Origin of the sequence: Streptomyces tuirus, from assembly GCF_014701095.1 — a bacterium.
Lineage (GTDB): Bacteria > Actinomycetota > Actinomycetes > Streptomycetales > Streptomycetaceae > Streptomyces > Streptomyces tuirus.
Map to the genome: position 1 here is coordinate 1,791,237 of NZ_AP023439.1, position 23,169 is coordinate 1,814,405.

The 23,169-nt window shown below is 71.5% G+C and carries 19 protein-coding genes and 1 pseudogene; 10 read left to right on the forward strand and 10 right to left on the reverse strand.

From position 1 onward, the window contains the following. Positions 1–146 precede the first annotated feature (146 nt). The 4 genes from IGS69_RS08325 to ybaK all read left to right on the forward strand — a co-directional run bounded on the left by IGS69_RS08325 (position 147) and on the right by ybaK (position 4,185). The gene (locus tag IGS69_RS08325; protein WP_190898056.1) at positions 147–1,724 is read left to right on the forward strand and encodes an oxidoreductase; all 1,578 of its coding nucleotides are present in this window, start codon (positions 147–149) and stop codon (positions 1,722–1,724) included. A 121-nt stretch (positions 1,725–1,845) separates the two neighbouring features. Further along, a complete protein-coding gene (locus IGS69_RS08330; protein ID WP_190904416.1) occupies positions 1,846–2,877 on the forward strand; it encodes a hypothetical protein in 1,032 nt (343 codons plus the stop codon). Between the two features lie 11 nt (positions 2,878–2,888). Next, complete coding sequence (locus tag IGS69_RS08335; protein WP_190898057.1) at positions 2,889–3,629, forward strand: LON peptidase substrate-binding domain-containing protein; 741 nt, start codon at positions 2,889–2,891, stop codon at positions 3,627–3,629. Positions 3,630–3,639: 10 nt separating this feature from the next. Then, positions 3,640–4,185, forward strand: a complete 546-nt coding sequence (gene ybaK, locus IGS69_RS08340; RefSeq protein WP_190898058.1) for a Cys-tRNA(Pro) deacylase — start codon at positions 3,640–3,642, stop codon at positions 4,183–4,185. On the opposite strand, the gene IGS69_RS08345 is transcribed toward ybaK, so the two are convergent. The 4 genes from IGS69_RS08345 to IGS69_RS08360 all read right to left on the reverse strand — a co-directional run bounded on the left by IGS69_RS08345 (position 4,161) and on the right by IGS69_RS08360 (position 8,141). After that, complete coding sequence (locus IGS69_RS08345) at positions 4,161–4,850, reverse strand: AAA family ATPase (RefSeq protein ID WP_190898060.1); 690 nt, start codon at positions 4,848–4,850, stop codon at positions 4,161–4,163. The genes ybaK and IGS69_RS08345 overlap by 25 nt on opposite strands. A gap of 56 nt (positions 4,851–4,906) precedes the next feature. After that, entirely contained in the window at positions 4,907–5,728 is an 822-nt protein-coding gene (locus IGS69_RS08350; RefSeq protein WP_190898061.1) for an ABC transporter permease, read from the reverse strand. A gap of 103 nt (positions 5,729–5,831) precedes the next feature. Further along, positions 5,832–6,806: an ABC transporter ATP-binding protein gene (locus IGS69_RS08355; RefSeq protein WP_031112320.1), complete on the reverse strand. Its 975-nt coding sequence runs from the start codon at positions 6,804–6,806 to the stop codon at positions 5,832–5,834. A gap of 123 nt (positions 6,807–6,929) precedes the next feature. Next, a complete protein-coding gene (locus tag IGS69_RS08360) occupies positions 6,930–8,141 on the reverse strand; it encodes an NYN domain-containing protein (RefSeq protein WP_190898062.1) in 1,212 nt (403 codons plus the stop codon). 221 nt (positions 8,142–8,362) lie between these two features. Between IGS69_RS08360 and IGS69_RS08365 the strand changes: the two genes are divergently transcribed. Then, a complete protein-coding gene (locus IGS69_RS08365) occupies positions 8,363–8,530 on the forward strand; it encodes a hypothetical protein (protein ID WP_190898064.1) in 168 nt (55 codons plus the stop codon). A gap of 98 nt (positions 8,531–8,628) precedes the next feature. Here IGS69_RS08365 and dnaE read toward each other — a convergent pair whose 3' ends face one another. After that, positions 8,629–12,168, reverse strand: coding sequence for a DNA polymerase III subunit alpha (gene dnaE / locus IGS69_RS08370; RefSeq protein ID WP_190898065.1), 3,540 nt, complete (start codon positions 12,166–12,168; stop codon positions 8,629–8,631). A 217-nt stretch (positions 12,169–12,385) separates the two neighbouring features. On the opposite strand from dnaE, the gene IGS69_RS08375 reads away from it, so the two are divergent. The 4 genes from IGS69_RS08375 (at position 12,386) to IGS69_RS08390 (ending at position 17,182) form a co-directional block, all read left to right on the forward strand. After that, on the forward strand, positions 12,386–13,726 hold the full coding sequence (locus IGS69_RS08375; RefSeq protein WP_190898066.1) for a DUF2252 domain-containing protein: 1,341 nt from the start codon (positions 12,386–12,388) through the stop codon (positions 13,724–13,726). A gap of 69 nt (positions 13,727–13,795) precedes the next feature. Then, positions 13,796–14,491, forward strand: a complete 696-nt coding sequence (locus IGS69_RS08380; RefSeq protein ID WP_190898068.1) for a hypothetical protein — start codon at positions 13,796–13,798, stop codon at positions 14,489–14,491. Between the two features lie 114 nt (positions 14,492–14,605). Then, entirely contained in the window at positions 14,606–15,418 is an 813-nt protein-coding gene (locus IGS69_RS08385; RefSeq protein WP_190898069.1) for a thioredoxin domain-containing protein, read from the forward strand. A 93-nt stretch (positions 15,419–15,511) separates the two neighbouring features. Further along, positions 15,512–17,182 (forward strand): alkaline phosphatase D family protein, encoded by a 1,671-nt coding sequence (locus IGS69_RS08390; protein WP_190898070.1) that lies wholly within the window; start codon positions 15,512–15,514, stop codon positions 17,180–17,182. A gap of 4 nt (positions 17,183–17,186) precedes the next feature. On the opposite strand, the pseudogene IGS69_RS08395 reads toward IGS69_RS08390, so the two are convergent. Next, positions 17,187–17,771 (reverse strand): annotated as a pseudogene (locus IGS69_RS08395) (dienelactone hydrolase family protein); the annotation flags it as partial. A gap of 92 nt (positions 17,772–17,863) precedes the next feature. On the opposite strand from IGS69_RS08395, the gene IGS69_RS08400 reads away from it, so the two are divergent. Next, complete coding sequence (locus IGS69_RS08400; RefSeq protein WP_190898072.1) at positions 17,864–19,003, forward strand: mechanosensitive ion channel family protein; 1,140 nt, start codon at positions 17,864–17,866, stop codon at positions 19,001–19,003. A gap of 64 nt (positions 19,004–19,067) precedes the next feature. On the opposite strand, the gene IGS69_RS08405 is transcribed toward IGS69_RS08400, so the two are convergent. The 4 genes from IGS69_RS08405 to IGS69_RS08420 form a co-directional block, all read right to left on the reverse strand. Beyond that, complete coding sequence (locus tag IGS69_RS08405; protein ID WP_190898074.1) at positions 19,068–19,808, reverse strand: SDR family NAD(P)-dependent oxidoreductase; 741 nt, start codon at positions 19,806–19,808, stop codon at positions 19,068–19,070. A gap of 62 nt (positions 19,809–19,870) precedes the next feature. Further along, entirely contained in the window at positions 19,871–21,457 is a 1,587-nt protein-coding gene (locus tag IGS69_RS08410; RefSeq protein WP_190898075.1) for a Na+/H+ antiporter, read from the reverse strand. 282 nt (positions 21,458–21,739) lie between these two features. Continuing rightward, a complete protein-coding gene (locus IGS69_RS08415) occupies positions 21,740–22,207 on the reverse strand; it encodes a GNAT family N-acetyltransferase (protein ID WP_190898077.1) in 468 nt (155 codons plus the stop codon). Beyond that, positions 22,204–23,148: an RluA family pseudouridine synthase gene (locus IGS69_RS08420; RefSeq protein ID WP_190898078.1), complete on the reverse strand. Its 945-nt coding sequence runs from the start codon at positions 23,146–23,148 to the stop codon at positions 22,204–22,206. Before IGS69_RS08420 ends, IGS69_RS08415 begins: the two co-directional genes overlap by 4 nt. Between the last annotated feature and the right edge of the window lie 21 nt (positions 23,149–23,169).

Here is a 23,169-nt window from a genome sequence, read left to right on the forward strand (position 1 = left end):
GTGCGCGCGTATCAATGGCTGATACAGAACGTCGCGGGAACCCGCAGGATCGCCTTCACGTCCGGTGTTCGGGTCGTCACACAGCGGGCATGAACTGGTGTACGAGGCAAGTGACCCGTGAGTACCTGGGGAGGAAGGAAAGAGCTGTGACCGAGGGGGCCGGCGTCCGTGCCGGGGATCTGCCCGACGACCTGACCGCGGCCGAGGCCGGCATGTGGCAGGCCTTCCGCAACGGCACCGTGTACGACCTGAGCTGCGGCGACGCCGTGGCCGACGACCCGCACGGCGGGCACCCGTGGGGCGAGGAGCGGACCGTCCGGGCCCGGATCATGTGCTGGCTGCTCCTCGACGGGCCACCCGCCCTGGCCGGCCGCGTGTCGTCGCTGAAGCTGATCGGAGTGCAGGTCAGCGGCTCCCTGGACCTCGCCGGCGGCACGGTGGTGCCCTACGTCGAGATGCGCCGGTGCCGGTTCGAGCAGGACGTGCTGCTGCCGGAGGCCCGCTTCACCACCCTGCGCATGGTGGACTGCTCGGTGCCCCGGCTGGAGGCGGCCCGGGTGCACACCGAGGGCGATCTGCATCTGCCGCGCTGCCGCTTCCACCACGGCATCCGGCTCACGGACGCGCAGATCGGCACGGACCTGATGCTCAACCAGGCGATCGTGCACCGGGACCACAGCGGCCGGTCGATCGCCGCGGACGGCATGACCGTCGGCCAGGACTTGCAGGCGGAGCTGCTGGAGTCGCACGGCGAGCTGAGCCTGCGCGCCGCGACCATCGGCGTGTCGCTGAGCCTGCGCGGCGCGCGGCTGAGCAACCCCTACGAGCGGCTCGCGCTGAACGCCCCGCAGCTGACGGTCGAGCGCAGCCTGTATCTGACGCCGGCGGGGGTCGGCGCCCAGGCGATGAGCGGGATGACCCCGGCCCAGGGGACGCGCATCCAGCGCTTCGCGTGCGAGGGCGGGATCCGGCTGGACGACGGCCGGTTCGGCGACGCCGTCGACTTCGAGCGGGCCCGGTTCACCCTCACGGACGACCAGGAGCTGTCACTGCGCCGGGTGCAGACGCCGGAGCTGCGCTTCCTCGGGGAGCAGCCGGTGCGCGGGCGGGTGGTGCTGTCCGGGGCGAAGGTCATCAACCTGATGGACCGGGCGGACGCCTGGCCGGGCCCGGGGCGGCTGCACATGGGCGGCTTCGCCTACGAGTTCCTCGTGCCGCGCGGACCGTTCCCGCCGGCCGAGCGGCTTCGGTGGGTGGCGGCGGCCACCGCCGAGTACAACCCGGAGCCGTACGAGCGGCTCGCGGCCGTGCTGCGGGCCGGCGGGGAGGACGAGGACGCCCGTGAGGTGCTGCTGGCCAAGCAGCGCCGGCACCGCGAGAGCCTGCCGGTGGCGGCCAAGCTGTGGGGCTACGCGCAGGACTTGACGGTCGCCTACGGGTACCGGCCGGGCCGGGCCGCGGTGTGGATGGCGGTGCTGTGGGCGGCGGGCTCCCTCGCCTTCGCGCAGGCCGGGCATCCGCCGATGAAGCGGGGCGAGCACCCGGAGTGGAATCCGACGCTGTTCACCCTCGACCTGCTGCTGCCCGTCATCGACCTGGGCCAGGTGGGGTTCTGGCAGCTGCGGGGGCCCTGGCAGTGGCTGGCGACGGCGATGATCCTGCTGGGCTGGATCCTGGCGACGACGGTGGCGGCGGGGGCGACGCGGCTGCTGCGCCGCAACTGATGGTGCTGCTGTAACCAAAGTTATTGAAGTGTCAAGGCTTTACGTTCTCTTGACCATCGGATGTACAACTTTCCGTAGGTTCCATGAACAGTCTGGCGCCGCCATGACCAGCCGACTTTCAATGGTCGACACCATGGCAATGCAGCTGCCGTTCATCCGCGCGAGCCGGATGGCAAGGACCTCCCCCCGCCTCGTCGGCGAGCCGTGCGCCGACGACGAGGTGCTGCTCGACGCGCCCGACGCCCGGCTGAGCCCGGCGCTGGTCGCCGCCGCCCGGGGCGACCACCTCCCGGCCGCCTCGCTGCTCCTGGCCACCCGCGTGGCCTCGGAGTGGGAGCGGCGCGACCGGTACGTGACCCGGCTGGCCGCCTTCGCCCGCTCCCGGCCCGAGTGGCTGGACGCCTGGCTCGCCATCGCCCCGCAGGACCCCGACGCGCTGCTGGTCGGGGCCCAGCTGGCGGTGGACCGCGCCTGGCAGTCCCCGGCCCGGGCCGAGCTGCTGCGCGAGGTCAGCCCGCTGATCACGGCGGCGGCCCGGGGCGACCAGCGGGACCCGGTGCCGTGGCGGGTCGCGCTCGACCACGCCCGGGGCGCGCAGGCCGGGCACACGTACTTCGAGGAGCTGTGGGAGGCGGCCGTCCGCCGTGCCCCGCACCACTACGGCTGCCATGTGGCGGCTCTGCGCTACCTGGCCTCCTCCTGGCACGGGTCGCACCACGAGTGCTTCGACTTCGCCGACCGCGCCGCCCAGGACGCTCCCCCCGGCGCGCTCGTCCAGGCCCTGCCGCTGCGGGCCGCCTTCGGCTACCTCATCGACGGCTGCGGGCCCGAGGTGCCGCGCGGACGGCTGGACGCGGCCGCCGACCGGGCGATCGCGCTGTCCCCGCGGCTGCCGGCCCACGACCCCTGGCCGGCCCGGATGCGGAACCTGCTGATCTTCGTCCTGGTGCGCCTGGAGCGCTGGCCGGACGCCGCCGAGCAGCTGCGCCTCAACGGCCCGTACGCCACCTCCTTCCCCTGGGACCAGGTGTCGGACGACCCGCTCGGGCACTTCCTGAGGGTGTGCGGGGACGTGCGGTCCGCGATGGCCGGGGACCCGCCCTGGCATCCACGGAGTGAGCGGGGCGGACGAGTCCGTCCCGGCGACCATTAGGCTTTTGCGTCGTGACCACCGTCCGGCTCCCCCTCTTCCCCCTGAACTCGGTGCTGTTCCCGGGGCTCGTGCTCCCGCTCAACGTCTTCGAGGAGCGGTACCGCGCCATGATGCGCGAGCTGCTGAAGACGCCCGAGGACGAGCCGCGCAGGTTCGCCGTCGTGGCGATCCGCGACGGCCACGAGGTGGCCTCGACCGCGCCCGGCATGCCCGACCCGACCGCCGTGCCCGAGCGGGGGCCCTTGGCCGGTTTCGGCACGGACCCGGCCAAGGCGTTCCACAAGGTGGGCTGCATCGCCGACGCGGCGACGATCCGGGAGCGCACCGACGGCTCCTTCGAGGTCCTGGCGACCGGCACGACCCGGGTGAAGCTGCTGTCGGTCGAGGCCTCCGGGCCCTTCCTGACGGCCGAGCTGGAGCCGCTGGAGGAGGAGCCGGGCGACGAGGCGGCGCCCCTGGCCGAGGGCGTGCTGCGCTCCTTCCGCCAGTACCAGAAGCGGCTGGCCGGGGCGCGGGAGCGGTCCCTTGCGACGGGGGCCGAACTGCCGGACGAGCCGGGCGTGGTGTCGTACCTCGTGGCGGCCGCGATGATGCTGGACACCCCGACCAAGCAGCGCCTGCTCCAGGCTCCCGACACGGCGTCCCGCCTGCGCGACGAGCTGAAACTCCTTCGCTCCGAGACGGCGATCATCCGTAGTCTGCCGTCGTTGCCCGCGTCGGAGCTGACGCGCGGCCCGATGAGCCTCAACTGAGCGGATCCGCATGGCGAAGAAGTCGAAGAAGCAGCACCAGCCGGGCGGCACCCCCGCGACGGTGGCCCTCACGGCGGCGGGCGCGGAGTACACGGTCCACTCCTACGACCACGACCCCGCGCACCCCTCCTACGGCGAGGAGGCGGCCGAGGCCATGGGCGTCTCCCCCGACCGCGTCTTCAAGACCCTGGTCGCGGACGTCGACGGCGCGCTGACGGTCGCGGTGGTCCCGGTGGCGGGCCGGCTGGACCTGAAGGCCCTGGCGGCGGCCGTGGGCGGCAAGCGCGCGACGATGGCCGACCCGGCGCTCGCGGAACGCACGACGGGCTACGTCCGGGGCGGCATCTCGCCGCTGGGCCAGCGCAAGAGGCTGCCGACGGTCCTGGACGCCTCGGCCTCGGCGCACGTGACGATCTGCGTCTCGGCGGGCCGCAGGGGCCTGGAGGTGGAACTGGCGCCGGAGGACCTGGCCAAGCTGACGGAAGCGGTACTGGCACCCGTCAGCCGGTCCTGGGCCCCGACGCCGCAGACCTACGCGGCAGGCGGTCCCTGGTAAGGCCCCTGGTGGAACTCCGGCTCCGGGTCACGGGGTCCGAACAGGGCCATGAGCCCGAGGTGCAGCACCAGCGCGGCGAGCGGCCAGGCCAGCAACGCGCCCTTCGCGCCCAGTTTCAGCGGCGCGTCGAAGGTGACGCCCCGCCCGGCTTCCCGCGCGTGCGCGATCACGTCCTCGGCGGGTCCGAGCCACACTCCGACCCGCCAGGCGAGCAACGACCCGAGCAGGCCTCCGAGGGCCAGCCCCACCACCAGCGGCACGCCCCCGCGCCGCCGCAGCAGGAAGACGACCAGGGCGCTGACGGCACCGAAGGCCAGCCCGAGCAGCGTGAACGTGCCGTCGACACCGATGGCCTGCTCGCCCTCGGTGTCCTTGAGGTAGACGACCCAGTTCTTCTCCACCACGTCGCCGACCAGCGGCACGTGCGGCGCGAGCCACCACCACAGCACCCCGAGCAGCACCCCGCCGAGCGCCACGGCCACCGCGATCACGGCGGCCTCCCGCAGTTCCGTCCTCATTCCGGGGCCGTCCTGTCCGTACCAGCCGTGCCCTGCGTACTCGGCGTGCTGGGAACCGGGAGCCTGAGGCCCGGCGGCCGGCGGCTGCCACGCGCCCTGCGCGGAGTGTTCATGCGGGGGCGGTGGCGGAGTCAGGGGTGCGGTCACCCTGCCATCGTGCCAGCCCGGCTCGTGCGCCGCGTCACCGGAGGACCGCTCCGCGCTCAACGGACGGCCGCCCGGCGGTACGCCCAGGTCGCCACGGCCAGCGAGACGACGCCCACGACCGCGCACACCGCGAGGTCACCGAGCACGAAGGCCCAGTCGGGGTGCGGCCCGAACGTCCGCGCGAAGGCCTCCACGCCGTACGTGGACGGCAGCAGGTCCCGCGTGAAGCGCACGACCTCCGGCATCCGGTCCGCCGGCAGCACGCCCAGCAGCAGCGCCGCGGACATGCCCAGCTGCCCGAGCAGCGTGGCCAGTTCCGGCCGGGGCGCGAGCAGCCCCAGCGCCGCCCCGAGCCCGGCGAGCGCCGCGCCCGCGAGCGGGATCACCGCCATGAGGACCCACAGATGGGCCATCGGCAGCCCGAACAGCACACAGCCGAACAGCGCGGTCACGACGGTCCCGGGCACGGTGAACGAGGCGTACGCACCCGCCGCGCCCAGCACCACGGCCGCCGGCGGCACCGGCAGCGTCGCGTAGTGGTCGAGCCCCCCGCTGGCCCGCAGCTGCCCGAAGTACTGCGCGAGCAGGTTCAGCGCGACGAAGGCGACCACCAGGACCGACGACCCGGCGACGACGGCCTGCGCCTCCGCCCCGTCGTCCACGACCCCCCGCATCAGGATCATGATCCCGACCGACTGGAAGGTCGCCACGAACAGCAGCGGGATCCGCGCCACCCGCGCCCGCGACAGCTGGGCCCGGTACACGGCCGCCAGCGACGGCCACAGCCGCGCCCGAGGTGCGAGCTCGGCCGCACACGCGACGGGCTCCTCCACGGCCAGGGCACTGCCCGGCAGGACATCGGCGGGTACGACACTCACGTCGCGCTGCTCCCCTTCGCTCGGGTCCACTGCGGCAGTCGCCTGTTCGGTACGTATGCGGCGGCCGGTCCGCTCACGGCCCGGGCGCCCGGTGTCCTTACGCTCACGCCTTCACCAGCCCCTGCTGCACGGCCCCGCCGAGGGCGAGGTACACGTCCTCCAGGCTGGGGGTGGCCAGGGTGAAGTCGTCCAGCGCGGCGAAGGCGGCCCCGCCGGTGACGGTCGCGACGACCGTCCGGGCCTCCTCGGGCCCCAGCCGCAGCGTCCAGCGGCGGCCCGACTCCACGACGCGGTCCTTCAGCGCGGCCACCTCGGGCACGTGCAGCGGGGCCGCGTCCCGCCACACCAGGTCGACGCGTACCTCACCGGCGACCTGCTCCTTGAGCCCGGCGGGGGTGTCGCAGGCGATCACCCGCCCCCGGTCGAGGACGGCCACCCGGTCCAGCACCGTCTCGGCCTCGATGACGTTGTGGGTCACGAGCAGCACGGTCGTCCCGTGTTCGGCCCTGCGCCGGTCGACGGCGGACCACACGGCCCGCCGCGCCACCGGGTCCATGCCGGTGGTCGGCTCGTCCAGCACGAGCAGCGGCCGCTCCCCCACCAGGGCCGCCGCGAAGCACGCCAGGCGCCGCTGGCCCCCGGAGAGCTTCTTCAGCGGCCGCCCGGCGAGCGGCGCGAGCCCCAGCTCGTCCAGGACGGCGTCCCGCTCGGCCCGCGCGTGCCGTACGTCCAGGCCGCGCAGCCGCCCGGTGGTCTCGGCGGCGAGCGACACCGTCAGCTCGTCGAGGGCGGTCGACTCCTGCCCGAGGTAGGCGAGGATCCGCGCGGCCCGCTCGGGGTGGCGGACGATGTCGTGCCCGAGGATCTCCACGCTGCCGCGGTCGGGCCGCATCAGCCCGGTCAGCTGGCGCACGAGGGTGGACTTGCCGGCCCCGTTGGGACCGAGCAGGCCGAAGATCTCGCCGCGGCGGATGTCCAGCGTCACGTCGTCCGTGGCCCGGACCTCGGGTGTTCCGGGGGTGCCGCGCCGGCCCCGGACCGCCGGATAGGTCTTGGTCAGCCCGCGCACCGCGCACACGACGTCACCATCGTGCCGAAATGCCTGTGCCGCGCGCTTACTCACAAGGGACGAGACTACGGGGTCGGCGACCCCGGTCCGCTCTCGGGTCGGTCCGTACCGGGAAATCCGCCGGCAAAGAACTCAGGCGTCGAGGGGCGGGTGCTCCACGCCCGTGCGCACGCTGATCTCCCGCCAGAAGCCGGCCCGGATGGCGTAACGGTCCCGCTCGTCGATCTGGTCGTCCTTGTGGGCGAGCAGGCCGAAGCGGGCTGCGTAGCGCAGCAGCTCCCCGTCGACGCGGTGCGGGATGCGCGGGTACATCCCGGACAGTTTCTGCAGGTGGATCTGGTCGCCGAGGCGCTCGACCCAGCGCCGGGCGAAGACCTGCCCCACCTCGTAGGGGTCACCGCCGACGGTGGTGATGTCCTCCTCGCGGTCGGCCCACCGCTGCTCGGCCGTGGTCAGCTGGGCGAGCGTCGGCATCGAGGCGGCCTCGGGGGGCTCGGCCGTGGGCCGGTCGACCCAGCCTTTGTCGGAGGACCACCGGAGGGTGGCGGAGGCGGGGTGCTGGGCGGGCTGGGTGCCGGGGGCGCGCAGGGCGGCCAGGTCCTTGGGCGTGGGGACGCCTTTGGCGGCGGCCACCCGCTCCTCGGTGCCGTTCGGCCCGGGGCCGTCCACCGGGTGCCGGGGCTGCGGGGCGGGCCGTTCGGCCGGCGCGCCGAGCGCGGACTCGGGCAGCGGCGCGGAGAGGATCGCGGCGATCTCGGGCCGGGGCGCGGGCTGCGGCGCGCACACCCCGGTGTAGTCCTTGGCGCGCACGGCCTTGGTGATCCACGTGCGGTCCAGGACACGCCGCTCGTCGGCCTCGGCGACCAGGTCCTCGGACTGGTTGTAGTCGCCGTCGGCGGCCTGGACGGCCCACAGGTGGACGGCGACGCCGTGCTCCTTGGCGGCCATCATGCCGGGCAGCAGATCGCCGTCGCCGGTGACGAGGACGACGTCGGAGCAGGCGCGGTTGCGGGCCAGTTCGGTGAGCTCGGCGTGCATCGCGGCGTCCACGCCCTTCTGCGCCCAGCGGCCGTCACTGCGGGTCAGGGCGCCGAGCCGGACGGTGACCCGGGGCATCACACGCAGCCTGCGGTGCTCGGGCTGCGGGACGCGGTCGGGGGCGCCGTCGAACCAGTAGATGCGCAGCAGTGGCTGCTGGGTATCGGATTCGGCGCGTTCGCGCAGCCCCTGGATGAGGGCGGTGTGGTCGACGGTGATGCGGGACCGCGAGGGCTCCCCGGCGAGGAGACTCGCCGCGGCTCCCAGCAGATACCCAGCGTCCACCAGGACGATGCAGCGGTCCACGCGACTCACCCTCTTCCCAGGAGGTTTGCTTCGGGCTTCCTTCGAGTCTGCCCGACGGCGCGGAGGTTAACGGCCGGAACTCGATCTTCGGCGTGGCGTTTCGGGACTTCCCGCTCCGACCACCCCTGTCACGGACGGTAATTGTCCGACATGCGATCGTTGTCGGCCTGTGTGAATCTGGTCCCGGCCCTGGCCCCTAGTCCCCCACAGGAGGCATCACCATGGCCAAGAACAAGAACCGTGACCGTAAGCAGCAGCGTCCGACCGAGCGTGGCCAGCGGGCCGACCGCAGCCCCGCTTCGCAGACGGAGCCCCAGGCCGAGGTCGAGGTGACCCCCGGCGAGATGGCGCCGGCCGGCAAGCGAAAGCGCAGCTTCGGCCACAACTGACGTCTGCGTGACGGGCTGTTGAGCCCACGCACCACGCACACGCACGAGGGGCGTGCCCGATTACGGGTACGCCCCTCGAACGCGTCACGAACCCTGCGTCACCCGGCCAGGCAGGACGGTCCGAGCAGCACCTTCAGGTCACCGAAGAGCGCCGGGTCCGGCTTCACCCGGTGCCGGTCCAGCCGCAGCACGGTCGTCTTGGTCGGCCCCTGGAGCTTGATCCGGACCTCGCTGTCGCCCTTGTGGTGGCTGAGCACCTCGCCGAGGCGGCTGACCAGCGGCGGGGTGACGCGGGTGGCCGGGATGGTGAGAATCACCGGCGCGTTGGTGCCCGCGTTCGACAGGTCCGGCACCATCAGCTCCATGGCCACGAGCCGCGGGATGTCCTCCCGCTTGTCGAGGCGGCCCTTGACGAACACCACGGCGTCCTCGACAAGTTGGGTCGAGACCAGCTGGTAGGTCGCGGGGAAGAACATGCACTCGATCGAGCCCGCGAGGTCCTCGACGGTGGCGATGGCCCAGGCGTTGCCCTGCTTGGTCATCTTGCGCTGCAGGCCCGAGATGATGCCGCCGATGGTGACGACCGCCCCGTCGGCGTGCTCTCCTCCGGTCAGCTGGGAGATGCCCGCGTCGGCCTTGTCGGACAGGATGTGCTCCAGGCCGAACAGCGGGTGGTCGGAGACGTACAGACCGAGCATCTCCCGCTCCTGGGCGAGCAGATAGGTCTTGTCCCACTCGTCGGGGGAGAACTCCACGTCGAGTCCGAAGCCCGGCTCGCTGGTCTCGGCCTCCCCCATGCCGCCGAAGAGGTCGAACTGCCCCTCGGCCTCCTTGCGCTTGACCGCGACCACGTTGTCGATCATCGGCTCGTAGTGCGCGGTGAGGCCCTTGCGGGTGTGGCCCATGGCGTCGAAGGCGCCGGCCTTGATCAGCGACTCGGTGGTGCGCTTGTTGCAGACCACCGCCTCCACCTTGTCGAGGTAGTCGGGGAAGGAGACGTACTTCCCCTTGGCCTTGCGGCACCTGATGATCGACTCGACCACGTTCGTACCGACGTTGCGGACGGCGGAGAGGCCGAAGAGGATCACGTCGTCGCCCTGGGCCGCGAAGTTGGACATCGACTCGTTGACGTCCGGCGGGAGCACCTTGATGCCCATGCGGCGGCACTCGTTGAGGTAGACGGCCGACTTGTCCTTGTCGTCCTTCACGGACGTGAGCAGCGCGGCCATGTACTCGGCGGGGTGGTTCGCCTTGAGGTACGCCGTCCAGTACGAGACGAGTCCGTAGGCGGCGGAGTGCGCCTTGTTGAAGGCGTAGCCGGCGAAGGGGACCAGCACGTCCCACAGGCCCTGGATGGCCTCGTCGCTGAAGCCCTTCTTCCGGGCGCCCTCCTGGAAGAGGACGAAGTTCTTCGCCAGTTCCTCGGGCTTCTTCTTGCCCATCACGCGGCGGAGGATGTCGGCCTCGCCGAGCGAGTAGCCGGCGATGATCTGGGCGGCCTTCTGCACCTGCTCCTGGTAGACGATCAGGCCGTAGGTGACGTCCAGGACCTCCTTGAGCGGCTCCTCCAGCTCGGGGTGGATGGGCGTGATCTCCTGCTGCCCGTTCTTGCGCAGCGCGTAGTTCGTGTGGGAGTTCATGCCCATCGGGCCCGGGCGGTACAGGGCCGACACGGCGGAGATGTCTTCGAAGTTGTCCGGCTTCATCAGCCGGAGCAGGGAGCGCATCGGGCCGCCGTCGAACTGGAAGACGCCGAGGGTGTCGCCGCGCTGGAGCAGTTCGAAGGTCGTGGGGTCGTCGAGCGGGAGGCTCAGGAGATCGATGTCGATCCCCTTGTTGGACTTCACCATCTTGACGGCGTCGTCCATGATCGTCAGGTTGCGCAGGCCGAGGAAGTCCATCTTCAGCAGGCCGAGCGACTCACAGCTCGGGTAGTCCCACTGCGTGATGGTCACGCCGTCGGTGTGCCGGACCCAGACGGGCACGTGGTCGGTGATGGTCTCGCTGGACATGATCACGCCGGCGGCGTGCACGCCCATCTGCCGGACCAGGCCCTCGACGCCCTTGGCGGTGTCGATGACCTTCTTCACGTCGGGCTCGTTCTCGTACATCGCCCGGATCTCGCCCGCCTCCGAGTAGCGGGGGTGCTCGGGGTTGGTGATGCCGTCGAGGTTGATGCCCTTGCCGAGGACGTCGGCGGGCATGGCCTTGGTGAGGCGGTCGCCCATCGCGTACGGGTAGCCCAGCACGCGCGCGGAGTCCTTGATCGCGTTCTTGGCCTTGATGGTGCCGTACGTGCCGATCATGGCGACCTTGTCGGCGCCGTACTTCTCCGTCACGTACCGGATCACCTCGACGCGCCGGCGCTCGTCGAAGTCGATGTCGACATCGGGCATGGAGATGCGCTCGGGGTTGAGGAACCGCTCGAAGATCAGGCCGTGCGGGATGGGGTCGAGGTCGGTGATGCCGAGGGCGTAGGCGACGATCGAGCCGGCCGCGGAGCCTCGGCCGGGGCCGACCGCGATGCCCTGCTTCTTGGCCCACATGATGAAGTCGGCGACCACGAGGAAGTAGCCCGGGAAGCCCATCGAGATGATGGTGTCCATCTCGTACTCGACCTGCTTCATGCGGTCGTCCGGGATGCCGTCCGGGAAGCGGCGGTGCATGCCGCGCAGGGTCTCCTCGCGGAACCAGCTGACCTCCGTGTACCCCTCGGGGATGTCGAACTTGGGCATGAGGTCGCGCTTTTCGAACATGCCGGTCGTGTCGACCATCTCGGCGATCAGGCGGGTGTTGGCGCAGCCCTCCTGCCAGGCGTCCGAGGAGTCGATGGCGTACATCTCGTCCGTGGACTTCAGGTAGTAGCCGGTGCCGTCGAACCTGAAGCGGTCGGGGTCGGAGAGGTTCTTGCCGGTCTGGATGCACAGCAGGGCGTCGTGGGCGCTGGCCTCGTGCGCGTACGTGTAGTGCGAGTCGTTCGTGACCAGCGGGGGGATGCCGAGCTTCTTGGCGATCTCCAGGAGGCCGTCGCGGACCCGGTGCTCGATCTCGATGCCGTGGTCCATCAGCTCCAGGAAGTAGCGGTCCTTGCCGAAGATGTCCTGGTAGTCGGCGGCGGCCTTGAGCGCCTCGTCGAAGTGGCCGAGGCGCAGCCGGGTCTGGACCTCGCCGGAGGGGCAGCCGGTGGAGGCGACGATCCCCTCGGACCACTGGGAGATGGTCTCCTTGTCCATCCGGGGCCACTTCTGCAGCCAGCCCTCGGCGTAGGCGTCGGAGGACAGCCGGAAGATGTTGTGCAGGCCGGTGCTGTTCACCGCCCACATCGTCTTGTGGGTGTAACCACCGGAACCGGAGACGTCGTCCCGCTTCTGGTGCGGCTGGCCCCACTGGATCTTGCGCTTGTTGCGCCGGGACTCGGGGGCGACATAGGCCTCGATCCCGATGATCGGGGTCACACCGGACTTCTGGGCCGTGTGGAAGAAGTCGTAGGCGCCGTGGAGGTTTCCGTGGTCGGACATGGCGATGTGCGTCATGCCCATCTCGTTGCACGCGTTGAACATGTCCTTCAGCCGCGCGGCACCGTCCAGCAGCGAGTACTGGGTGTGGACGTGCAGGTGCGTGAACGGCGGCTTCGACACGGCTGCGGCCTCCAGAGAAAACAGACGACACATGGGGTCCGGCAGGCTGCGGACAGTCTGGGGGACAGCGTCGAAGTCTATGCCTCGGCACTGACACCCGGAGGGCCGACCCGCGTACCTTCGTGCGAGGCTTCGCGGGCACTCCCGCGGACCGCCGCACGTTAGGCAGAGGGCGGACCTGCCGCCCCGAAACGCATGCACCAGGAGGCACCCAGCGATGTCGTTCCCGCAGCTCAAGGACGAGCACCGCGGCGAGGAGATCCTCGCCGTCTTCGACACCGCCTTCGGCGAGCTCCTGGCCGCCGACCCGGCCGCGTTCCGCGTGAAGTTCCGCAAGATGGCGGCCTCCGCCTTCGCCTTCTACCGGGGGACGGCGGGCCTCTTCTACCACGACCTGACCGTGTCCGATCAGTTCGGGCCGAAGCGGGGCGGACCGTACCTGGACGAGCGCACCTCGCGCGTGTGGATCCACGGCGATCTCCACGCGGAGAACTTCGGCACGTACATGGACGCCAACGGCCGCCTGATCTTCAACGTCAACGACTTCGACGAGGCCTACGTCGGCCCCTTCACCTGGGACCTCAAGCGCCTGGCCGCCTCCATCGCGCTGATCGGCTACGCGAAGGCGCTCGGCGACGAGCAGATCTCCGAGCTGGTGACGATCTACGCGGTCGCCTACCGCGAGCGGATCCACGCCCTGGCGACGGGCGCGAAGAGCGACGAGGTGCCGCCGTTCACCCTGGACACGGCGCACGGTCCGCTGCTGGACGCGCTGCGTGACGCCCGCTCGCTGACCCGCTTCGGCCTGCTGGAGTCGATGACGGAGATCCGCGACTTCGAGCGCCGCTTCGCCCCGGGCGGCGGCTCCGTCGAGCTGGACGCGGCCACGCGCTACAAGGTCCTGGCCGCCTTCGACGGCTACCTGGAGACGCTCCCGGACAGCTCGCTGACGCGTCCGGACTCCTACCGCGTGAAGGACGTCGTCGGCCGGCGCGGCATCGGCATCGGCTCGGCGGGGCTGCCGTCGTACAACATCCTGCTGGAGGGGCACAGCGACGCCCTGGAGAACGACGTCGTGATCTACATCAAGCAGGCCCAGACCCCGGCGGTCTCCCGGCACATCACGGACCCGGCGATCCGCGGGTACTTCCAGCACGAGGGGCACCGCACGGTCATCTCCCAGCGCGCCCTCCAGGCGCACGCCGACCCGTGGCTGGGCTGGACCGAGCTGGACGGCGCGGGCCAGCTGGTCGCCGAGGTCTCGCCGTACGCGGTGGACCTCGACTGGGGCGACATCGACGACCCGGAGGAGATCGCCCAGGTGGTGGCCGACCTCGGCCGGGCGACGGCCACGATGCACTCGGCGGCGGACGACCAGTCCGGGGAGTCCCTGGTGCCGTTCTCCACGGAGCGGGCCATCGACGCGGCGCTCGCGGCCGACGAGGAGGGCTTCGCTCCCCTGCTGGTCGACTTCGCCCACACCTACGGCGCACGCGCGCGTGCCGACCACCAGACCTTCGTGGACCTGTTCCGCAACGGACGGATTCCGGGGCTGTGACGGTAAGGCGTCTCACAGGCATCCTTTAGGGCTCCCTTACCTGCTCCCGTGACAGACTCTCCTATCGCTATGGACATATCCGGGATCCAGCTCAGAGCCGTGCGCGCGGCGCTGTTCACGGCCGTGGTCGTGACGCTCAGCACCGCGTCGCACGTGCTGCTGTCCCGGGCCCCGCTGCCGGTGGGCACGGTGGCCGCGGTCGCCACCGCCGTGTTCGTGATCGCGTTCGCCCTGGCGGGCCGGGAGCGCTCCTTCGGACGGATCGCGGCCCTGCTGATCCCGCTGGAACTGGCCGCGGACACGGTGTTCACCACGGGCCAGCACGCCTGTTACGGCCCGGCGGGCGGCCCGGTCACCGGTCCCCTGCGGTCGGTCGGCCTGGACGTGCTCTGCGGCGGGGGCGAGGTCGGCACGCCGCTGGCCCGGATGGCCGGGGTCACCGGCACCGACCGGCTCGCGGCCGCGGTCGTCCACACCGAGCCCGTCACCGCCTGGCTGCTGCTCGGCGCGCACATCGGCGTCGGGCTCCTCGCGGCCGTCTGGCTGCGCCGCGGCGAGCGGGCCCTGGGCCAGCTGCTGCGGGCGGTGACGGCGACCACGTTCCGTCCGCTGCTGCTGGCGGTCGCCGCGGTGACCGTGGAACGGGCCCCGTCCGGACACCGGCTGTCCTCGCGCGCCGCGGACCGTACGCCCACCGCCCGCGACCGGGTCCTCACGTACTCCCTGGGACGGCGTGGACCGCCGTGCTCACCCGCCTTCGCGTAAGGCACCCGCCCTCGCGGCAGGCTCTGTGCCCCCTGCGGGCCTTTCGAGCACCGGCAGTCCCCCTAAGTCATCCCGCACACACAGGTGTGCGCGTCCCCCACGGAGAACATCACCATGAGCAAGCGGAACACCCAGGCTGCGAAGACGGCGGCCCGCGAGCGGCTGCGCATCGAGCGCGAGCGCGAGGCCAAGCGGGCGAAGACCAAGCGGCAGGTCGTCGTCGCCTGCTCGATCGTCGGCGTGCTGGCGATAGCCGGCGGCATCGGCTACGCCGTCGTCCAGGCGAACAAGCCCAGCTACTGGGAGGGCCAGAAGGACGCCAAGGTCACGGCCCCGGCCAACACCACGGGCACCGACGGCACCACGGTCGTCATCGGCAAGGACTCCGCCAAGACCCTGAAGGTCTACGAGGACCCGCGCTGCCCCATCTGCGCCCAGTTCGAGCAGGCCGTCGGTCCGACCATGAAGAAGGACATCGACGACGGCAAGTACAAGATGCAGTTCATCGGCGCCACGTTCATCGACAACAAGGACAACGGCGAGGGCTCCAAGAACGCCATGAGCGCCCTGGGAGCCGCGCTGAACGTGAGCGACAAGGCGTTCCTCGACTACAAGGCCGCGCTGTACTCGGCCAAGTACCACCCGGAGGAGACGGCCGACAAGTTCAAGGACGACAGCTACCTCATCAAGGTCGCGGACTCCGTCCCCGAGCTGAAGAACAACAAGAAGTTCCAGGACGCGGTCGAGAAGGGCACCTACGACGCCTGGGCGATGGCCATGTCGAAGACCTTCGACGACAACAAGGACGGTGTCCAGGGCACCCCGGGCTTCGTGATGGACGGCAAGCAGCTCGAGACGTCCAACCCCAACCTGCCGTGGTCGGTGGAGGAGTTCAACAAGGCGGTGGACGCGGCCCTCAAGGGCTGACCCCTCCGGGGAATTTCACCCTCCGCATGAAGAGCGGGCGAACTTCGGGAGTTCGCCCGCTCTGGCGCATACCGACCAGTAACCTGATCGGTCGTGACCAGTCGATACAGATCATCGAATACGTCAGAGGGCCTCAACTCCCTCACTCCGCGCCGCCGTACGGTCGTCAAGGCCGCGGCGGCGACTGCTGTCCTGGCCGGCCCGCTGGCGGCGACCCTGCCGGCGCGCGCCGTCGACCAGGCCCCCGCCTTCCTGCACGGCGTCGCCTCCGGTGACCCGCTGCCCGACGGCATCCTGCTGTGGACCCGCGTCACCCCGGTCCCGGAGGCGATACCCGGCTCCGGAGCCGGCCCCGACACCGAGGTGAGCTGGATCGTCGCCAGGGACAAGGCGTTCAGCAGCATCGTCGCCAGGGGCTCCACCACCGCGACGGCGGCCTCGGACCACACCGTGAAGGCCGACATCCGCGGCCTGCAGCCGGCCACGGACTACTGGTTCCGCTTCTCGGCCGGCGGCACCGACTCCCCGGCGGCGCGCACCCGCACCGCGCCGGCGGCGGACGCGGCCGTCCCCGGCCTCCGTTTCGGCGTGGTCTCCTGCGCCAACTGGGAGGCCGGCTACTTCTCCCCGTACCGCCACCTCGCGGCCCGCGGCGACCTGGACGCCTGGCTGCACCTCGGCGACTACATCTACGAGTACGGCACCGGCGAGTACGGCACCCGCGACAAGGTCGTCCGCCCGCACGCCCCGGCCCACGAGATCGTCACGCTCGCCGACTACCGCATCCGGCACGCCCGCTACAAGACCGACCCGGACCTCCAGGCACTGCACGCCACGGCCCCGGTCGTCGCGATCTGGGACGACCACGAGTTCGCCAACGACGCCTGGTCGGGCGGTGCCGAGAACCACACCGAGGGCGCGGAGGGCGTCTGGTCCGCCCGCCAGGCCGCCGCCAAGCAGGCCTACTTCGAGTGGATGCCGGTGCGTCCGGCGATCGCGGGCACCACCTACCGCCGGCTGCGCTTCGGCAAGCTGGCCGACCTCTCGCTGCTGGACCTGCGCTCCTTCCGCTCGCAGCAGGTCAAGGTGGGCAACGGCGAGGTCGACGACCCGGACCGCACGCTCACCGGCCGCGCCCAACTGGACTGGCTCAAGGCGGGGCTGACGTCGTCCGACACCACCTGGCGGCTGGTCGGCAACTCGGTGATGATCTCGCCGTTCGCCATCGGCTCGCTCTCCGCCGATCTGCTCAAGCCGCTGGCCAAGCTGCTGGGCCTGCCGCAGGAGGGCCTCGCCCTCAACACCGACCAGTGGGACGGCTACACCGACGACCGCCGCGAGATCCTGGCACACCTGCGGACGAACGCGATCCGCAACACTGTCTTCCTCACCGGCGACATCCACATGGCCTGGGCCAACGACGTGCCGGTGGACGCCGGTACGTATCCGCTGTCCCCGTCGGCCGCCACGGAGTTCGTCGTCACGTCGGTCACCTCCGACAACCTCGACGACATCGTCAAGGTCCCCGAGGGCACGGTCTCCGCGGTCGCCTCGCCGGTCATCCGCGCCGCCAACCGCCACGTCCACTGGGTCGACACCGACCGCCACGGCTACGGCGTCCTGGACATCACGGCCGAGCGCGCGCAGATGGACTTCTACGTCATCTCCGACCGCGCGACGCGCGACGCGACGGCCAAGTGGTCCCGCTCGTACCGCACCCGCAGCGGCACGCAGAAGGTCGAGCGCACCTACGACCCGGTGTAACCGCCTACAGGGTCTCGAGGAAGCCGAGCGCCACCCGCCAGGTGGTCTCGGCGGCCTCCTCGTCGTAGTCGGGCAGGTCGGGGTCGGTGTAGAGGTGGCCGGCCCCGGCGTAGCGGTAGATCTCGACGTCGGCTCCGGTGCGGCCCATCTGGAGGTACCAGGCGCTGAGCCAGTCGTCCGTCTCGAAGGGGTCCGGCTCCGCCACGTGCAGCTGGACCGGCAGGTCGTCGGCCGTGACGTCCGGCGCGATGTCCGACGTGCCGTGCAGGAGCAGCAGGCCGCGGGCCTTGTCGTCCCCGAGGGCGAGGGTCTGGGCGATGGAGGCGCCGAGCGAGAACCCGGCGTAGACCAGCCCGCGCTCGGAGTAGGGAGCGGCGGCCAGCACGGCCCGCTTCAGCAGCTCCTCCTTGCCGATCTTCTCCTTGTGCTCCATGCCCTCCTCGACCGACTCGAACGTGCGCCCCTCGAAGAGGTCGGGCGTCCACACCTCGTGTCCGGCCGAGCGCAGCCGGTCAGCGGCCCGGAGCACCGCGGGCCGCAGCCCGAAGGTCGAGTGAAAGAGCATGATGTTCATGAGGCCATGGTGCCAGCCGGGTGTGACAAGCCGGGATCACGGCACTACCCACGACGCAGCGGAAGTCACATGTTCATGTGCCCCGGGAGCCGGTTAGGTTCGGGGGCATGGAGAACCTGCTACGACCGCTGATCGTGGTCGGTGGCTCGGTCGTGCTCACGCTGGTGATCGGCTGGGCCACCGACTTCCTGCTGCGCAAGGCCGATGAACGACACCACGAGACCCCGCTGTGGGGCCTGCTCCGCCGTGGCCGCATCCCCTACATGCTGGTCCTTTTCGCGGCCCTGCTGAGAGGCTCGTACGACGAGGCGGAACTCCTCCCGAGCCGGGATGAGGCCATCGGCCGGACTCTGACCCTGGTGCTGATCGGGTCGACCGCCTGGCTGGTGATCCGTATCGCGGCGGCGATCGTCGAGACGTCGTACAGCCGGTACGCCAGCGCCCGGGCCCACCGCGACCCGGCCAGGGTCCGCCGGGTGCGCACCCAGGTGACACTGATCATGCGGGTGGTGTCCGCGATCGTCGGCGTGGTGGCCGCGGCGTCGATGCTGCTGACGTTCCCGGCGTTCCGGGCGGCGGGCGCCTCGCTGCTGGCCTCGGCCGGCATCCTCGGCATCGTCGCCGGTGTCGCCGCCCAGTCCACCCTCAGCAATATGTTCGCGGGGTTCCAGATCGCCTTCGGCGACATGGTGCGCATCGGCGACACCGTGGTGGTGGACGGCGAGTGGGGCACGGTCGAGGAGATCACCCTGACCTTCCTGACCGTGCACACCTGGGACGAGCGCCGCATCACCATGCCGGTGTCGTACTTCACGTCCAAGCCGTTCGAGAACTGGTCGCGCGGCACCCCGCAGATGACGGGCATCGTCTTCTGGCACGTCGATCACTCCGCCCCCGTGGAGGCGATGCGCGAAAAGCTCCGCGACATCCTGCGCGAGTGCCCGGCCTGGGACGGACGCGCCTACAACCTGTCCGTCACGGACTCCACCCCGAGCACCATGCAGGTGCGGGCCCTGGTGACGGCCAAGGACGCGGACGACATCTGGACGGTGCGGGTCGCGGTCCGCGAGCAGATGATGGGCTGGCTGGCCGACGAGCATCCGTACGCCCTGCCCCGGGTCAACACGGCGGACGCGATCCTGCCGCCCTCCCGCAACGGCAACGGTCACCGTCCGTCCCAGGACGGCGTGCCGGCGCAGCAGCGTCGCTACCACGGCAACCACAACTCGGGACGACCGGAGCGGTGACCACCCGCTCGGACGGCAGGAGGGCCCCCCCGCGGCGCGGGGGGCCCTCCCGCCGTCCCGCGGTTCAGTGGCCGCGCTCGGCGCCGCCGTTGACCTGGATGATCTGCGAGGTGATGTGCCCGGCGCCCGGGGAGGCCAGCCAGTGCAGCGTCTCGGCGACGTCCCCCGGGGTCCCGGCCCGCCCGTTCGAGGTCTCGGCGATGAGCCGCGCCCGCCGCTCCTCGGCCATCGCGTCCCCGAAGAACTCGGTGTCCTCGACGTACCCGGGCGCGACGACGTTCACGGTGATGCCGCGCGGCCCCAGCTCCCGGGCCAGATCGTGGGCGTACGGGTGCAGCCCGGCCTTGGCCGCCGCGTACGCCCCGCTCCCGGACCCCCGGTAGGCGGCGATGGAGCCGAGGAACAGCACCCGGCCGCCGGGCTCGGCGAGCCGCGGCTTCAGCGCCTCGGTGAGCAGGACCGCGGTCAGGGTGTTGAGCCGGAAGTTCACGCTCCAGGTGTGCGCGACGGCCGCGAGCGGGTCGTCACCCGGGGCGTCCGGTTCGAGCAGCCCGTTGCCCCCGGCGCTGTGCACGAGGACGTCCACGGCCCCCAACTCCCGCTTCACGAAGGCGGCGACCCCGCGCACGTCCTCCGGCTCGGCGAGATCGGCCGCGTACGTCAGCGCGCCGGGCACCTCGGCCTTCTCCAGCACGTCGGCGCGCCGCCCGAGCAGCAGCACCCGGTCCCCGCCGTTCGCGAACGCCCGGGCCGCCGCGAGCCCGATTCCCGTTCCTCCGCCACTGATCACTACATTCCGTGCCATACGGGCGACCCTACGGCGTCCCGGCCGCCCGGGGGTCACACCCGCGGCCGCTGCCGCCGGACTCATCGCAGGCTGCGGACGTCGAGGTGCCGCAGCACCCGGTCGACCACCTCGGGATCCGCCCCGGGCTCGCTGCGCGCCGCCAGCACCTCGTGCCGCGCCGCGCTGAGCATCTCCTGCTGGATCCGCCGGACCCGCTTCACCCGCCGGGCGCCCTCCCGGTACGCCTCGCGCCGCTCGTCCTCCGCGAGTTCGGGACTGATCCGCACCCCGATCTCGTAGGCCCGTCGCAGCATCTGCTCGGACAGCTCCTCCGGCAGCTCCTCGCTGTCCTCGATCTCCCGCAGCCTGCGCTTGGCCGCCTTGGACGCCCGGAGCGCCAGCGCCTTCGCGAACTCCTTCTCCTTGTCCTCGTCGGCCTTCACCCCGAGCAGCCGCACCAGCCACGGCAGCGTCAGACCCTGCAGCACCAGCGTCGCCATGATCACCCCGAAAGCGATGAAGATGATCTCGTCCCGGCTGGGGAACGGCGCACCGGCATCGGTCTCCAGCGGGATCGCCAGCACCAGCGCGACCGAGGCCACCCCGCGCATCCCCGACCACCACATCACCACGGTCTCGCGCCAGCTCACCGGGATGTCCTCGTCGTAGTCCCGCCGGGCGTGCAGCCGTTTCGTCAGCCAGGTCGCCGGCAGCAGCCACAGCAGCCGCGCGAGGACGACCACGACCACCACGACCGCCGCCCACCCGAGCAGTTCGCCCCAGCGCCCGGAAGCCGTGTTGATGGCGTTGTGCAGTTCGAGACCGACCAGCCCGAAGGCGACCCCGGTGACGAGCGTGTCGACGATGTTCCAGAAGGTGTGCCCGGCCAGCCGCGTCATGACGTCGTCGGCGTCCGAGCCGAACTCCGCGAGGAACAGCGCGGTGGTGAGCACGGCGAGCACACCGGATCCGTGCAGTTCCTCGGCCATGACGTAGGAGGCGTACGGCACCAGCAGGGTCAGCCCGATCTGCAGCGTCGGGTCGCCGAGCACCTCCATCAGCCTGTTCGCGCCCCAGCCCAGCGCGAGGCCCACGGCCACCGCCACCACAGCCGACAGCACCAGGTCGAGCCCGGCCTTCCAGGGCGAGAACGTCCCGCTGACGGCGGCGGCGATCGCCACGTGGTAGAGGACGATGGCCGTGACGTCGTTGAACAGCCCCTCGCCCTCCAGGATCGACACCAGCCGGCGCGGCAGTCCCAGCTGCCCGGCCACGGCCGTCGCCGCGACCGGGTCCGGCGGCGCCACCAGCGCGCCCAGCGCGAAGGCCGCGGCGAGCGGCAGCCCCGGCACGATCGCGTCGGCCACGGCGGCCACACAGGCCATGGTGACGAACACCAGGGCCACGGCCAGCAGGAAGATCGGCCTCCTGTTCGCCGCGAACTGCCGCCAGGACGTGCGCCGCACGGCGGCGTACAGCAGCGGCGGCAGCAGCAGCGGCAGGATCAGGTCCGGCGCGATCTCGACGTTCGGTACGAACGGCAGCAGCGCGAGGACTATCCCCAGAAGCGTCATCAGCACCGGCGCCGGCACCTTGAACCGGTCACCCACCGGGACACTGATCACGGCCCCGAGCAGCAGCACGAACAGCAGGGCCAACTGATCCACGGTCAGCGCTCCGGGAGGTCAAGTGGTCACACGACTGACCTCAAGCGTGCCACGCAACTCCCGGGACAAACCGTTTCGGCACCCCCCACCAGGGGGCTAGGGCCTGTCGTTTGGATCAGGTCGCAGACGCGGGGCCTGGCACGCGCATCTGCCGCGTTGTCGTCAGTCCCCGACGCTCCGCGTCGACTCCCTCCTCCGCCTTGCAGCTACACGCACCAGGCCCCGCTCACCGGCATCGAGACGCACCGCCGATTCCCTGCGACCTGATCCAAACGACAGGCCCTAGAGCGGACGCCGCATCCCCTGGTGCGGAATGCCGGCCTCCACGTACTCGGGTCCATAGGGCTCGTAGCCGAGCCGCTCGTAGAAGCCCAGCGCGTGCGTCTGCGCGTGCAGGTCCACGGCCGTGAGCCCGCGCGCGCGTGCCGCGTCCTCGATGGCCCGCACCAGGGCGGCACCGACGCCGAGCCCGCGCGCGGCGCCCGCCACGGCGAGCCGGCCGAGGGAGCCCACGGAGGGGTCGGCGCCGGTCTGCGCCACGGCCGCCTCCCCGTGCAGCAGCCGCCCGGTCCCGAGCGGCACACCGTCCGGGCCGACCGCCAGCACATGGACCGCGCCGGCGTCGTACGCGTCGTACTCCAGGTCCTCCGGCACGCCCTGCTCGGCGACGAAGACCTCCTTGCGCACCGCGAAGCACGCCTCACGGTCGGCCGGGTCCTCGGCGACCCGCACCTGGTACGGGGCGCTCACGCGTATGTCTCCTCGCGGACCTGTGCCAGGGCCTTCTGCAGGTCCTCCGGGTAGTCGCAGGAGAACTCCGCCCACTGCCCGTCCCCGGGGTGCTCGAAGCCGAGCCGCACGGCGTGCAGCCACTGCCGGGTCAGGCCGAGGCGCTTGGCGAGCGTCGGGTCGGCGCCGTAGGTCAGGTCGCCCACGCAGGGGTGCCGGTGGGCGGCCATGTGGACGCGGATCTGGTGCGTGCGGCCGGTCTCCAGCTTCACGTCGAGCAGGGAGGCCGCGCGGAACGCCTCGATGAGGTCGTAGTGGGTGACGGACGGCTTGCCCTCGGCGGTGACGGCCCACTTGTAGTCGTGCTGGGGGTGCCGGCCGATGGGCGCGTCGATGGTGCCGCTGGTCGGGTCGGGGTGGCCCTGGACGAGCGTGTGGTACCGCTTGTCGACCGTGCGCTCCTTGAACTGGCGCTTGAGCGAGGTGTAGGCGCGCTCCGACTTGGCGACCACCATGAGGCCCGAGGTGCCCACGTCGAGCCGGTGCACGATGCCCTGGCGCTCGGCGGCGCCGGAGGTGGAGATCCGGTACCCGGCGGCGGCCAGGCCTCCGATGACGGTCGGCCCGGTCCAGCCCGGCGACGGGTGCGCGGCGACGCCGACGGGCTTGACGATCACGACCACGTCGTCGTCGTCGTGCACGATCTCCATGCCCTCGACCGGCTCGGCCACGATCTGCACCGGCGCGGGCGCCTGCGGCATCTCGACCTCCAGCCAGGCGCCGCCGTGCACGCGCTCCGACTTGCCGACCACCGACCCGTCGACCGTGACCTTCCCCGCGGCGGCGAGCTCGGCCGCCTTGGTACGGGAGAAGCCGAACATGCGGGAGATGGCGGCGTCGACGCGCTCGCCCTCCAGGCCGTCGGGCACGGGCAGGGTACGGATCTCGGGAAGCGTGCTCACCCGTCGAGTATGCCGGACGGC